Source organism: Microbacterium sp. UBA3394 (assembly GCF_002358725.1).
Taxonomy (GTDB): Bacteria; Actinomycetota; Actinomycetes; order Actinomycetales; family Microbacteriaceae; genus Microbacterium; species Microbacterium luteum.
The window spans coordinates 1-12769 of the sequence record NZ_DEPK01000232.1 but is presented as its reverse complement, the minus strand read 5'-3'; the positions used below and the strand labels follow the sequence as shown (position 1 = coordinate 12769).

Here is a 12769-nt window from a genome sequence, read left to right as displayed (position 1 = left end):
GCGGTCAGCGTCACGGTCGCGTGACCGTCGCCGTCGCGCACGAGGTCCGTGTAGGCGTGATCGATCTCGACGGCGCCGATGCGCCGTGCCGCGCGGAAGTCGAACCGCGCCGGATCGTCGGCGTCGACGGGGCGGAGGGTCGTGGGGATGAGCCGCTCCGGCGTGACGGCCAGCACCTGATCGGCGGGCAGCGTCAGAGTCCACTGATCGACCCGGCCCTCACCCGCCACGAGATAGGGGTGCGGGCCCGTTCCCCACGGCGCGGGCGCATCCGATTCGTTGTGCACCGTGACCGACTGGGTGAGCCCATCCGCACCGAGGGCGAACGACGCGCGCACGAGCAGACGCCACGGATAGGCCGTCTGCGGCGGGATGACCGCCTCGAGCACGACGTGATCGGCGCCCGCGTCGACGGCGGCGAAGTCGAGCCAGGTGGCCAGCCCGTGCAACGCGTGTGCGCGTGCCGGCTCGGTCAGGGCGAGCTGGAAGTCGCGCCCGCCGAACGTGTACGCACCGTCGACGACGCGGTTCGGCCACGGCGCCAACGTCGCGCCGCGATGCGCCGGGCGCACCTCGTCGGCACCGAAGGGCACGACCAGGTCTCGGCCCGCGAAGGTCAGCGAGCGCAGGGTCGCGCCGACGCTCGCGATGACGGCCTCGTACTCACCCGCCCGGATGGTGTGCTGGATGCCGGACGCGGGGGTTCGTGCCATGGTTCTAGAGTCCTTGTGCGAGTCGGTAGTACGCCTGGTTCCACCGCAGCTCCTGCTGGAATCCGCGCACCGTGGTCTGCTCGTCGATGACGGCGAGCTCGGTGCGCGCGATCTCCGCGAAGTCGCGGAACACATCGAGGCTGACGGCGGTCGTCATCACAGTATGGTGCGCCGCGCCGGCCGCGAGCCAGCAGGCCGCCGACGTCGCGAAGTCCGGCGCCGGCTTCCACACCGCGCGTCCGACCGGGAGCTTCGGCAGATCGGGCGCCTCGACGTTCTCGACCACGTTCGCCACGAGGCGGAACCGGTCGCGCATGTCGCTCATCGCCACCACCAGGGCGGGCCCGGGGTCCGCGGTGAAGACGAGCCGCACCGGGTCGTCCTTGCCGCCGATCCCGAGCGGATGCACCTCGAGGCGCGGACGCTGCGTCGACAGCGACGGCGACACCTCGAGCATGTGGGCGCCGAGGATCTTCTCGTCACCCGGCACGAGGTCGTACGTGTAGTCCTCCATCAGGGAGGCCCCGCCGGGAAGTCCCGCCCCCATGACGTTCGCGATGCGCACGAGCACGGCGGTCTTCCAATCGCCCTCTGCGCCGAACCCGTAGCCGTCGGCCATGAGGCGCTGCACGGCGAGGCCCGGCAGCTGGGTGAGGGCCCCGAGGTCTTCGAAGCTCGTCGTGAACGCGCCGAACCCGCCCTCTTCGAGGAACGAGCGCAGGCCGACCTCGATGGCGGCGCCGTCTCGCAGCGCCGCGTGGCGCGCGCCCCCCGGCAGCAACTCAGGCTGCACGTCGTAGAGGTCGGCGTATTCCTGCACCAGGGCGTCGATGGCGGGCGGCTCAGCCTGCGTTACGGCACGGGCGAGGTCGTTCACGCCCCACGTGTTGACCTGCACGCCGAACCGCAGCTCGGCTTCGGTCTTGTCGCCTTCGGTCACCGCGACGTAGCGCATGTTGTCGCCGAAGCGGGCGAGCTTGAGGGTGCGGGATGCCGCCCACCCGGCGCACGCGCGCTGCCAGTCCTCGACCTGCTGCAGCACGTCGGGATTCGACACGTGACCGACGACGGTCTTGCGCGCGACGCCCAGGCGGGTCTGGATGTAGCCGAACTCGCGGTCGCCGTGCGCGGCCTGGTTGAGGTTCATGAAGTCGAAGTCGATGTCCGCCCACGGCAGCTCGACGTTCGCCTGCGTGTGCAGGTGCAGCAGCGGCTTCTGGAGGGCGTCGAGGCCGGCGATCCACATCTTCGCCGGGCTGAACGTGTGCATCCACGCCATCACGCCGATCACGTCGTCGCGGGCGTTGACCTCGAGGGCGAGGCGGCGGATGCTGTCGGCGTCTTTCAGCACCGGCTTCCACACGACGGTCACGGGCAGGCCGGACAGGCCCGCGACGACCGCCTGCGACTGCTCGGCGACCTGGCGCAGGGTCTCGTCGCCGTAGAGGTTCTGGCTGCCGGTGACGAACCAGACCTCGTATCCGTCGAGGGTGGTCGCGAGTGCGGTGCGGGTCATGGGTGTCCTTCTGTCACAGGGCGGAGACGGCGGCGGCTTCGACGGCCAGGCCGGCGGCGTAGCGGTCGAGGTAGGCGGCGAAGCCGGCGACGTCTTCGGGGTCCGGATGCGCCGTGTCGGCCTCGACGCCGGCGAAGACCTCGTCGTCGAGATACGTCGACAGATCACGATCGCCGCCGTGCACGCGGTAGGCGGCGAGCACGGCCATGCCCCACGCGCCGCCCTCGGCCGCCGTCTCGCCGACGGCGACGGGCGCGTCGAGGGCCGCCGCGAGGAAGCGCTGAGCGACTCCGGCGGTGCGGAACATGCCGCCGTGCGCGAGCATCCGGTCGATCGCGACGCCCTCGCCGGCGAGCACGCGCATGCCGAGCGCGAGGGTGCCGAAGACGCCGTAGAGCTGGGCGCGCATGACGTTCGCGAGGCTGAAGGAGCTGTCGGGGGTTCGCACGAACAGCGGGCGTCCCGCGTCGAGTCCGGCGATGGGCTCCCCCGCGAGGTGGTTGTAGGCGAGCAGGCCGCCGGCATCCGGGGCGCCGGACAGCGCTTCGCGGAACAGCACGTCGAACACCGCGTCGGAGGCGAGCGGCGATCCCGCCGCGGCGGCGAAGCGCTCGAACATGCCGGCCCACGCCGCGAGCTCGCTCGCCCCGTTGTTGCAGTGGACCATCGCGACCGGGTCGCCGGCGGGCGTGGTCACGAGGTCGAGTTCGTGATGCGCCTCGGCGAGCGGATGCTCCAGCACGACCATCGCGAAGATGCTCGTGCCCGCACTGACGTTGCCGGTGCGCGGCGCGACCGCGCCGGTGGCGACCATGCCGGTTCCGGCATCTCCCTCGGGCGGGCACATCGGAAGGCCGGCGGGGATGGCGCCGTCGGGGTCGAGGAGCGACGCGCCTTCGGCGGTGAGTCGGCCGGCCTCGGCGCCGGCGGCGAGGGGCTCGGGCAGCAGCGCGAGCAGATCCACCTCGGGCGCGAGCTCTGCGTACCTCGCGACGAGATCGGCGTCGTACGCGACACCGCCCGCGCCGATCGGGAACATCCCCGACGCGTCGCCGACGCCGAGCACGTGCCGGCCTGTGAGCCGGCGGTGCACGTATCCAGCGAGGGTCGTGACGGAGGCGATGTGCGGAACGTGCGCCTCACCATCACGCAGAGCCTGGTGGAGGTGGGCGATCGACCAGCGCAGCGGGATGTTCACCCCGAACGCCTCGGAGAGCTCGGCCGCCGCCGCTCCCGTGTTGGTGTTGCGCCACGTGCGGAACGGCACGAGCAGCCGGTCGTCCGCGTCGAAGGCGAGGTATCCGTGCATCATGCCCGAGATCCCGAGCCCGACGATCTCGGGTGCCTCACCGGTGCCGGAGCGCGCTTCCCCCAGGAGGTCCGCGACCGCCGCGCGCACCCCGTGCCACACATCGTCGAGATCGTAGGTCCACAGGTCGTTTTCGAGGCGGTTCTCCCACGCGAACGACCCGGTCGCGATCACCGCGGTCGGATCCGTCGCCTCGACCAGACACGCCTTGATGCGCGTCGATCCGAGTTCGATGCCCAGTACACCCTTCATCGCGCGTCCTCTCGCCGGTCGTGAGCGTCGGCGGAGTCCCGCCGTTCGTCTGAGGTCTGCCCGTACACGTTCTGGTAGCGGGAGTAGAGCGCGTCGATCTTCTCCGGCGGGATCGGGATGAGCGGCCCCGCCTGCCGGGCCAGGTGCACGGTGCGTGCGGCGTCTTCGCACATCACCGCGGCCTTGACCGCATCCTTCGCGCTGACCCCGATCGTGAAGGGCCCGTGGTTCTGCATGAGCACGGCGCGGGATCGGTGACCGCGCAGGGTCTCGACGATGCCGCGGCCGATCGAGTCGTCGCCGATGACCGCGAACGGGCCGATCGGGATGGGGCCGCCGAACTCGTCGGCCATTCCCGTGATGACGCACGGGATCTCCTCGCCGCGCGCGGCCCACGCGACCGCGTAGGTGGAGTGGGTGTGCACGACGCCGCCGACCTCGGGCATGTTCCGGTAGACGTAGGCATGCGCCGCGGTGTCGCTCGACGGACTGCGCTCGCTCCCGGGAGTGCCCGGAACGACGGCACCGTCGAGGTCGCACAGGATCATGTTCTCCGGCGCGAGATCGTCGTACGAGACCCCCGAGGGCTTGATGACGAACAGGTCGGCTCCGGGCACGCGTCCGGACACGTTCCCGCCGGTCCAGACGACGAGGCCGTAGCGCACGAGTTCGCCGTGGAGGCGGGCGATGTCCGCGCGCACGGCGTCGATGGACGCGCTGATCTCGGCGCTGAAATCGGTCACGGGTCCTCCGTCGGGTCTCGTGCGGTTGGTCGGCATGCCCCGCCCCGCGCAATGTTACCGGTAACAATTCGCCGGCGCCAGTCGCATCGTCAAGGATGCTGCATCCCGCGCGGCGCAGCCGCGGACGCCCGCGGCACGACGACGGGTGGTGCCGACGGCACGACGGGCGCACCCAGCACCGCCGCCACGACACGTCGGGCCTCGCCCGCGAGGTCGATGCGCACGGTGGTGAGCGACGGTCGGTAGAAAGCGGCGTCGGGATTGTCGTCGAAGCCGATCACGCTCACATCGCCCGGAACGTCGAGTCCCGCTTCTCGGAGACCGGCGATCAGACCCAGCGCCATCTGGTCGTTGGCGGCGACGACCGCCGATGGGCCGTCGGCACGGGTGATCGCCGCGGCGATATCGGGGGCGAGCGCCGCCGCCGTGACCGCGGTCCAGTCTCCCGCCCACATCGGACCCGTCGTCCCGCGTGCGGCGAGCGCTTCGCGGACACCGTCGATGCGGGCGCGCGCTTCGAGCCAGTCGGCGGGGCCGGCGAGGTGGGCGATGCGACGATGCCCGAGCTCCCACAGGTGCGCGACGGCGAGCGCCGCTCCCTCGCGCTGCCGCTGGTATCCCTCGCCGGCGTGCAGCGCCGCGACGGGCACGTCGGCATGAGCGGCGACCACCGCGTCGAACGAGCGCTCGTGCGGGGCGAGCACGATGATCCCGTCCACCCCCTGCGCGCGCAGCCGGCCGGCGGCCTCGACGACCGACGCGGTGTCCTCGGCGTCGGCGTAGGCCGTCGCGATCCACCGGTCGGCGGCTCGGGCGGCCGTCTCCAGCGCCGCGATCCCCACCGCGGGACCGTACAGGGTCGCGTCGGAGGCGATCACACCGAGGGTGCGGGTCGTTCGCGTGCCGAGCGTGCGCGCGGCGTTGTTCACCCGATAGTCGAGCTCGGCCATGGCGGCGAGCACGCGCTCCCGCGTCTCGGGGCGGATGTGCGGATGGTCGTTGATCACGCGCGAGACGGTCTGCGTCGACACACCCGCCCGCTCGGCGACCTGCCGCACGCCCGCACGCGCGGTATCGGTGCGTCCGGAGCGGGACGAGTCGGTCATGACCCCTCACAATAGTGGGGGCTCGGCGCGCGCGCCGGAGCGTCGCTCACGTGAAGGCGAGCACCTCGTCGCCCCAGCCGGCGCGAAGGGTGGCGTCGAGGTCGTCGACCACCCGGTCGACCCCGTCGATCACGAGCGTCGCGCGACGCTGCTCGTCGAAGGCCGGCCACGCGATCGCGTCGGCGGCATCGGGGGCGCCCCCGTGCGCGAACGCCGCCCAGCGACGCATCACCCGGTGCGAGATGCGCTGCGCCGCGTGCCGGCCGCCGAGGCGGAAGACCGGTCCCTTCGTCGGTCCGTCGACAGCACCCCACACATAGGGCAGCTCGCTGCCGTGGGTGGCACCGAGGCCGATGAGCCGCAGGAACGGCGTGGCGTGGTCGAAGCGGTACAGGTAGGTCGGGGCGATCCGGGAATGGCCCTCCACCGCCCACAGCGTGGGCATGCGGAAGCCGACGTCCCGCGCGATCCCGAGGCCCATCGCCCGATGCCGCGTGTCTTCGTAGGCGGTGCGCACCTGTTCCATCTCGGGGAGGGTGAGAAGGGGATCCTCGACCTTGAGGTCGGCGAACATCCGAGCGATCTGATCATCGGTGATCGGCAGGAGCGGCGACTTCATGAAGCGGAAGAACGACGCCTCGTCCTTGTTCGTGCCGATCAGGAGCGGGATCGGAAGGGCCCGCCCCTCCGAGAGCACGGTGATCGGCGACTCCGGCACCAGATCGCCGTCGATGATCGGCGAGAACGCGATGGTGCCCGGGTCGGCGGCGGGGATCTCCGCGAACACGCGCGTGGCGGCATCCACGATGCGCTCGGCCGGCACCCGTCGCAGCTTCGCGGGGTCGCGCTCGCCGAGGATCGTGAGGAAGCGGTCGGCGACGCGCTCGGAGCGCTCGCGCCCGTACACGCTGGAGACCGGCGACGACTCCGCGATAACACGGTGCACCAGCCCTTCGGCGCGAGGCACGGCGAGCAGCGTCGTGACCAGGCCCCCGCCGGCGGATTCGCCGAACACCGTCACGCGAGACGGGTCGCCCCCGAACGCCGCGATGTTCGCCTGCACCCATGTGAGGGCGGCCAGCACGTCCTTGAGGGCGAGATTGCCGTCGAAGACGTGCTCGCCGTCGCTGAATCCGGAAAGGTCGAGGAAGCCGAGTCCGCCGATGCGGTAGTTGATGGTGACGACGACGACATCGCCGGTGCGAGCCAGGCGGGCAGCGTCGTAGAGGGGCTGACTGCCCGCGCCGAACGTGTAGGCGCCGCCGTGCACCCACACCATCACCGGCCGCGTCCGGACGCCGCCCTCGGGCACCCACACGTTCAGGAACAGGCAGTCCTCGTCCATCACCGGATCGGGGCCGAGATCCATCGCCTTGTTCACCTGCTGCGGCGCGACGGCCCCGAACGCCGAGGCTGCGGTCACGCCTTCCGGCACCGCGGCCGGCCGCGGGTCGCGCCACCGGGCTTCGCCCGTCGGCGGCGCGGCGTAGCGGATGCCGGCGAACAGGCGCACGCCGTCACGCTCGACGCCCGCGAAGGCCCCAGCGGCGCACGACACGATCGGCGCGTCCGACATCGGCTCTCCCGCGTCGTCCATGCTTCCTCCGTCCCCGGCGCGCCCGGGCGCGCGAGCCTCCATTGTGGCGGCTGGGGCACCGCTCCCGCCATCCGGGCAACCGACTGTTCACCCCCGCGCTCTCCCCAGAGCGCGCCCAGGCGTTCCGGCTACAGTGTCGTGGTCATCCCGTTGTGTAACTACCTGGCGGCCCGCGGTCGGCCAAGGCGGCACGAGTCGTCGCAGACCGCGGCGCACATCCACGGCATCCGGCCGTGGCAGGAACACAGGAAAGATGTATACGAGCGCCACCCCCAAGACGCCGGCATCGTCGCCGGCGTCGCTTCTGCGACAGACCGGCGCGGGCTACTTCCCGATCGCCCTGATCGCCCGCCTCCCGTTCGCGATGATGGTGGTCGGCGTGCTGACCCTCGTCGTCGCCGCCCGGGACTCCATCGCCCTCGGCGGGGCGACCTCGGCCCTGACGGGCCTCGGCACCGCCCTCATCGGCCCCCTGCTCGGGGCCGCCGCCGACAAATACGGTCAGCGGCCGGTGGTGCTGATCGCCGGCCTCGTCAACAGCGGACTCCTCGCGCTGATCGCGTGGCTGGCCTTCTCCCCCGCACCGACCTCGACGCTGCTCGTGATCGCCTTCCTCATCGGGGCGTCCACGCCGCAGGTCGCGCCCCTCTCACGCAGCCGGCTGGTCGGCATCATCACGCGCGTGTACCCGCGCCCGCGGGCGGCTCGCGTGCTCAACGGCACGATGGCCTACGAGTCGGCCGCCGATGAGATGGCGTTCGTGTTCGGACCGGTGGTCGTCGGGCTGCTGGCCACGACCGCGGGACCGACGGCACCGGTGGTGGGCGCCGCCGTGCTCGCGGTCGTGTTCGTCACCGCCTTCGCGCTGCACCCGACCGCGACAGTGCGTGCGGCCGACGCCGCACCCGCCTCGCGGGCACCGGTGCGCGAACTCTTCCGATTCGGGGTGCTGGTGCCGGTGGCCGGCACGCTCGGCATGGGCCTGTTCTTCGGCAGCGCGCTCACCGCGCTCACCGCCTTCATGGCTGAGCGCGGGGCGCCGGAGCAGGCCGGCCTCGTCTACGGCGCCATGGGGCTCGGCTCGGCCGCGCTGGCGCTCGCGGTGGCCCTCTTCCCCGCCCGCTTCACCCTCGCCGCCCGATGGACGACGTTCGGTGCCGTGCTCGCGGCGGGCGCCATCGCGCTCGGTCTCGTCGCATCGGTCGCCGGCATGCTCGTCACGCTGCTGGTCGTCGGCATCGGGATCGGGCCGACCCTCGTGACGATGTACACCCTCGCCGCCGGCCGCGCACCGGCCGGGCGCTCCGCCACGGTGATGACGATGCTGGGTTCCGGTGTGATCGTCGGCCAGTCGGCAGCATCCGCCCTCGTCGGCGCGCTGGCGGAATCGACCGGCGCGGGTACCGCCCTGTGGATGCCGCTCGCGGCCGCCGCGATCGTGCTCGGCGCGGGCGTCGCGAACGCGCTGCACACGCGCGGGCGCTGACCGCCGACGACGTTGGTCGGGCCCGGTTCAGAGATCAGCCGGGCCGATGTCTCCTTCGCCCTCCTCGCCGAGTTCGGCGACGACCGGGTCCTCCCCCTGCGAGTCGGGCTGCCCGGCGCGGCCGGGAAGGTCGTCGACGGGGATCTGATCGATGTCGCCCGGGATCTGATCGGGGTCGTCCCCCGTCGCCGCAGGCGAGGGGTCGAGCACGTCGGGGTCGCCCTCGTCACGGCGTTGCGTCATCTCCCATTCCGCCTGCGCCGGGTCTGCCGCAGGGTCCTGCTCGATGGTCGTGTCGCGTCCCGCGACGGGCTGCGCGCCGACGGTCGCTTCCTCGTCGCGCTCTTCCGGGATCTCATTCGCGGTGCTCATGCCGCCTCCTTGTCGTCGTCTCCACGTTCCCTCGGCGGCCGCGCTCGCTTCACCCCCTTGCCCTCCGCGCGCGCATCCGTTAGGCGTTGTCAACCCCCTGGGTCGGGACCGCCGCGCGGCGCACAGTTACGAGACCGGACGAGCTCCGGCACGGAGGGGGACCCACCATGACACCGAAGACGGATCAGCCGCCGGCTCACGACGACGACGTGATCGCGTCGCTGCGTGCCCTTCCGCCCCGGGCACCGGTTGAGCCCGCCCAGGCGCGCGAGAGGGTGCAGTGGATCCTGGTGGACCTCGACCGGTACGCGGTCTCGGTCGACGGACGGACAGTGGGCTTCATCGACGTCGTCGGCGCCGTCTTCGTGGCGCTCGGCGGCGCACGGTACGACCAGGCGGTGGAGATCGTGCAGACGCTGAGGTTCGAGCACGCCGTGGATGTGCTCGCGAAGGCGATCTAGCACTGTGCACCGGTGGCTTCAACCCCCTCGGGCCGGTTCCGCGCGACGCCTAGCGTCGTGAACCCGACGACGAAAGGACTCTCATGGCTCAGATCACCGAGAACATCGACGTGGACGTGCCGGTCACGGTCGCGTACAACCAGTGGACCCAGTTCGAGAGCTTCCCGAAGTTCCTCGACGAAGTCGTGGAGATCACGCAGACCGGCGACACGCACACCCACTGGAAGGTGAAGGTGGGCGGGGCCGAGCGCGAGTTCGACGCCGAGATCACCGAGCAGCATCCCGACGAGCGCGTCGCGTGGAACAGCACGGGCGGCGACACGGAGCACGCCGGCGTCGTGACCTTCCACAAGCTCAGCGACACCACGACCCGCGTCACCGTTCAGCTCGATTGGGAGCCGCAGGGCGCGCTCGAGAAGATCGGCGATCTGGTCGGCGCGGGCGGCCACGCGGTCAAGAAGGACCTGAAGAACTTCAAGGAGTTCATCGAGGCTCAGGGCGCCGAGACGGGCGCCTGGCGCGGCGACGTCCCGCGCTGATTCACGGCTTCGGCGCCGGTGCGGCGATGCTCGCGAGGGATGCGGGTCGCAGCACCGGCGCCTCGTCGTCTCCCAGCACGGTGAACAGCGTGTGGGTGCACGCGCGGCAGCGCACGATCGCAGCCTCGTCGTCGAGTTCGACGACGGCCTCGGCGAGCGCTCCGCTCGCTCCGCACGCGCCGCACACGACGATGAGAGTCGTGACCTCCACGGCGAAGAGGGCACCGAGGCGGCCCGCGAGCACGTTGCCGTCGACGGGCGTGACCGGGTCTACCGGTCCTGCGGGATGATGTGCGCTCATCAGCTCAGCTCCCTCCGAATCGTTCGGTCCGCACGCGCCCCGGGTCGTGTCCTGAGACGACCAGCGCATCGGCGACGGCCTCGACGAAGCCCGTCGGACCGCACACGAAGATCAGCGGGTTCATCGACGGCGACCACACCGCGTCGGCCAGGAGGTCGGCGTCGACGCGGCCCGTCCGGCCGTTCCAGCCGTCCGGCGCCGTACGCGTGTACACCCAGCTGGTCGTGATCCCTCGATCCTCGAAAGCCGAGATCTCCTCGGCGTAGAGCGCGTCCCCGGCGGAACGCACCGAATAGAGCAGCCGCATCGGTGAGACCGAAGCGGATGCGGCGATGCGGGCGCGAGCGATCGCGACCAGCGGCACGACGCCCGATCCGCCGGCGATCAGCTGCACCGGCGACGGGTCGTCGGCGCGCCAGACGAAGTACGCCCCGAGCGGACCCTTCACCTCGAGTTCGTCTCCGGCGCGCACCTCGCGGACCAGATACGGCGAGACCTCGCCGTCCGGGATCTCGTCGACCGCGAGCTCGACCCTCGCGCCAACACCCGAGGAGGCGAGGGAGTACGACCTCTCCGCCTGGTAGCCGTCCTCGGCGGTGAGCCGCACATCCAGGTGCTGACCCGGGAGATTCCCCGGCCATCCCGGAACGTCGAGCATCAGCACCCGGGCGTGCGGTGTGGTCGGCGTCACCGACGCCACGCGCGCCGGGAGCCATGCGGAAACGGTCACCAGTAGCGTTCCTCGCTCCACGGATCCCCGTGCATGTTGTAGCCGTTCTGCTCCCAGAAGCCCGGTTCGTCGCGCTTGTGCATGACGATCCCCCGAACCCACTTCGCCGACTTCCAGAAGTAGAGGTGGGGGACCAGGAGCCGCGCCGGGCCGCCGTGCTCCGGCGTCAGCGGCGCCCCGTCGAACTCGAAGGCGATCCACGCCTTGCCGCCCAGCAGGTCGGCCATCGGCACGTTGGTGGTGTATCCGCCGTAGGAGTGGATCATGGCGTAGGCGTGGTCGGTGTCGACGTCGGCGAACACACGGTCCAGCGACACTCCGCGCCACGTCGTGTCGAGCTTGGACCATCGCGTGACGCAGTGGATGTCGGTGTTCACCGTCTCGACCCCGAGGGCGTGGAACTCCTCCCACGTCCACTGGGTGACGACGTCTTTCTCGGTTCGCAGCGAGAACCGCCACTCGTCGGTGCTCACCTTCGGCGTGGGCCCCGCCGAGAGCACGGGGAAGTCCTGGGTCAGGTACTGACCGGGCGGGAGGCGCGGGTCGGCCTCTCGCCGGCGAGAGCCGAAACCGCGGGAGATGATGGCCATCGTCGGGCCCTTCCTGAAGCTGTCGGAGACGCGATGCGATCAGCGTACGCCGCAGGCCCGCCGTCGCACCATGATGCCGCGTGCGACCGTGCCGGGGATCAGAGTCCGAGGATGCCCTTCAGCCGACGCGCGTTGCGCACCGCATGCCCCTCGCCGTCGTTGTTGAAGTAGGCGACGACCGAATGCCCGCCATCGCGCCACTCGGTGATCCGCGCGGCCCACCACTGCAGGTCGTCGTCGCTGTAGCTCCCGGAATAGAGGTGCTCGTGGTCCGGCCCGTGCAGCCGCACGTAGACGGTCTCGGCCGTGGCGCGCAGGACACACGGCAGGTGCGCCCCGCTCATCACGCAGGAGGCCGCACCGTGCGATTCGAGCAGGCGGTAGACCGCCTCGTCATTCCACGACGGATGCCTCAGCTCGACGGCGACGGGAACCCCGCGCGGCATGGCCTCGAGCGCACGGGCCAGGCGCTCGTCGTCGCGCTCGAAGTCCGGTGGCAGCTGGAACAGGAGGAAGCCGGCGGCGTCGCCGAGAGCGTCGAGCCCGTCGCCGATCCGACGACCCCATTCGTCGGGGTCGCGCAGCTTGCGGGCGTGAGTCAGACCCCGGGGCGCCTTGACGGCCATGAGGAACCCGGGCGGTACCCGCTCGCGCCAACCCTCGAACACGGAAGCACGCGGCCACCGGTAGAAGCTGCCGTTGAGCTCGACGGTGTCGAACTCGGCCACGTAGGCCTCAAGCCGCTTCGTGTAGGCGCCGGGCGGATACAGCACGTCCTTCCAATGGTCGTAGCTCCATCCCGACGTCCCGATCCTCACCTCGCCGGGTGCCATGCGTCTCATCCGTTCCTTTTCCGTCGAACCAGTCGTGGCGGGTCATCCCTCAACGCGGTTCCGATGTCGGAGAATCGCGCCGAGGTCGGAGGATGCGGCCAAAATCCTCCGACGTTGGGCCGATTCTCCGACATCGTCGCGTGCCGGGATGAAGGGCTGAGCGTCACGGCCTCAGCACGACCTTGATGCAGCCGTCTTCCTTCTTCTGGAACGTCTCGTAG

14 protein-coding genes are annotated in these 12769 nt (G+C 71.2%); 3 read left to right on the top strand and 11 right to left on the bottom strand.

Going from position 1 to position 12769, the window contains the following annotated elements; all coding sequences use genetic code 11:
* The 6 genes from B4E30_RS14240 to B4E30_RS14215 all read right to left on the bottom strand — a co-directional run.
* A partial coding sequence (locus tag B4E30_RS14240; protein WP_286795746.1) for a galactose mutarotase occupies positions 1-713 on the bottom strand: 713 nt, incomplete at its 3' end.
* Positions 714-717: 4 nt separating this feature from the next.
* A complete protein-coding gene (araA, locus tag B4E30_RS14235; RefSeq protein WP_286795744.1) occupies positions 718-2229 on the bottom strand; it encodes an L-arabinose isomerase in 1512 nt (503 codons plus the stop codon).
* 13 nt (positions 2230-2242) lie between these two features.
* A complete protein-coding gene (locus tag B4E30_RS14230) occupies positions 2243-3790 on the bottom strand; it encodes a xylulokinase (RefSeq protein ID WP_286795742.1) in 1548 nt (515 codons plus the stop codon).
* On the bottom strand, positions 3787-4533 hold the full coding sequence (locus B4E30_RS14225) for an L-ribulose-5-phosphate 4-epimerase (RefSeq protein ID WP_286795740.1): 747 nt from the start codon (positions 4531-4533) through the stop codon (positions 3787-3789). Before B4E30_RS14225 ends, B4E30_RS14230 begins: the two co-directional genes overlap by 4 nt.
* A gap of 89 nt (positions 4534-4622) precedes the next feature.
* Complete coding sequence (locus tag B4E30_RS14220) at positions 4623-5639, bottom strand: LacI family DNA-binding transcriptional regulator (RefSeq protein WP_286795739.1); 1017 nt, start codon at positions 5637-5639, stop codon at positions 4623-4625.
* 46 nt (positions 5640-5685) lie between these two features.
* On the bottom strand, positions 5686-7236 hold the full coding sequence (locus B4E30_RS14215; protein WP_286795738.1) for a carboxylesterase/lipase family protein: 1551 nt from the start codon (positions 7234-7236) through the stop codon (positions 5686-5688).
* Between the two features lie 253 nt (positions 7237-7489).
* Between B4E30_RS14215 and B4E30_RS14210 the strand changes: the two genes are divergently transcribed.
* Positions 7490-8722, top strand: coding sequence for an MFS transporter (locus B4E30_RS14210; RefSeq protein ID WP_286795736.1), 1233 nt, complete (start codon positions 7490-7492; stop codon positions 8720-8722).
* A 27-nt stretch (positions 8723-8749) separates the two neighbouring features.
* Here B4E30_RS14210 and B4E30_RS14205 read toward each other — a convergent pair whose 3' ends face one another.
* Positions 8750-9094, bottom strand: coding sequence for a sugar ABC transporter ATPase (locus B4E30_RS14205; protein WP_286795735.1), 345 nt, complete (start codon positions 9092-9094; stop codon positions 8750-8752).
* Between the two features lie 167 nt (positions 9095-9261).
* Between B4E30_RS14205 and B4E30_RS14200 the strand changes: the two genes are divergently transcribed.
* Together B4E30_RS14200 and B4E30_RS14195 are read left to right on the top strand one after the other, a co-directional pair.
* Complete coding sequence (locus tag B4E30_RS14200) at positions 9262-9555, top strand: hypothetical protein (RefSeq protein ID WP_286795733.1); 294 nt, start codon at positions 9262-9264, stop codon at positions 9553-9555.
* A gap of 83 nt (positions 9556-9638) precedes the next feature.
* Positions 9639-10094, top strand: coding sequence for an SRPBCC family protein (locus B4E30_RS14195; protein WP_071043999.1), 456 nt, complete (start codon positions 9639-9641; stop codon positions 10092-10094).
* 1 nt (position 10095) lies between these two features.
* On the opposite strand, the gene B4E30_RS14190 is transcribed toward B4E30_RS14195, so the two are convergent.
* From B4E30_RS14190 to B4E30_RS14175, 4 genes are all read right to left on the bottom strand, one after another.
* Positions 10096-10395: a DUF6510 family protein gene (locus B4E30_RS14190; RefSeq protein ID WP_194384618.1), complete on the bottom strand. Its 300-nt coding sequence runs from the start codon at positions 10393-10395 to the stop codon at positions 10096-10098.
* Between the two features lie 4 nt (positions 10396-10399).
* Positions 10400-11125 (bottom strand): FAD-binding oxidoreductase, encoded by a 726-nt coding sequence (locus tag B4E30_RS14185; RefSeq protein ID WP_286795730.1) that lies wholly within the window; start codon positions 11123-11125, stop codon positions 10400-10402.
* Entirely contained in the window at positions 11122-11715 is a 594-nt protein-coding gene (locus B4E30_RS14180) for a sulfite oxidase-like oxidoreductase (RefSeq protein ID WP_286795728.1), read from the bottom strand. The genes B4E30_RS14185 and B4E30_RS14180 overlap by 4 nt, the downstream gene beginning before the upstream one ends.
* Positions 11716-11813: 98 nt before the next feature.
* Complete coding sequence (locus tag B4E30_RS14175; protein WP_414683220.1) at positions 11814-12557, bottom strand: DUF72 domain-containing protein; 744 nt, start codon at positions 12555-12557, stop codon at positions 11814-11816.
* Positions 12558-12769 lie beyond the last annotated feature (212 nt).

What these genes read in the sequence shown, in the direction of transcription:
- B4E30_RS14195 (WP_071043999.1), top strand. Translation starts at nt 9,639, where the DNA reads ATGGCTCAGATCACCGAGAACATCGACGTGGACGTGCCGGTCACGGTC.
- B4E30_RS14190 (WP_194384618.1), bottom strand. Translation starts at nt 10,395, where the DNA reads ATGAGCGCACATCATCCCGCAGGACCGGTAGACCCGGTCACGCCCGTC.
- B4E30_RS14230 (WP_286795742.1), bottom strand. Translation starts at nt 3,790, where the DNA reads ATGAAGGGTGTACTGGGCATCGAACTCGGATCGACGCGCATCAAGGCG.
- B4E30_RS14215 (WP_286795738.1), bottom strand. Translation starts at nt 7,236, where the DNA reads ATGGACGACGCGGGAGAGCCGATGTCGGACGCGCCGATCGTGTCGTGC.
- B4E30_RS14175 (WP_414683220.1), bottom strand. Translation starts at nt 12,557, where the DNA reads ATGAGACGCATGGCACCCGGCGAGGTGAGGATCGGGACGTCGGGATGG.
- B4E30_RS14210 (WP_286795736.1), top strand. Translation starts at nt 7,490, where the DNA reads ATGTATACGAGCGCCACCCCCAAGACGCCGGCATCGTCGCCGGCGTCG.
- araA (WP_286795744.1), bottom strand. Translation starts at nt 2,229, where the DNA reads ATGACCCGCACCGCACTCGCGACCACCCTCGACGGATACGAGGTCTGG.
- B4E30_RS14205 (WP_286795735.1), bottom strand. Translation starts at nt 9,094, where the DNA reads ATGAGCACCGCGAATGAGATCCCGGAAGAGCGCGACGAGGAAGCGACC.
- B4E30_RS14220 (WP_286795739.1), bottom strand. Translation starts at nt 5,639, where the DNA reads ATGACCGACTCGTCCCGCTCCGGACGCACCGATACCGCGCGTGCGGGC.
- B4E30_RS14180 (WP_286795728.1), bottom strand. Translation starts at nt 11,715, where the DNA reads ATGGCCATCATCTCCCGCGGTTTCGGCTCTCGCCGGCGAGAGGCCGAC.
- B4E30_RS14200 (WP_286795733.1), top strand. Translation starts at nt 9,262, where the DNA reads ATGACACCGAAGACGGATCAGCCGCCGGCTCACGACGACGACGTGATC.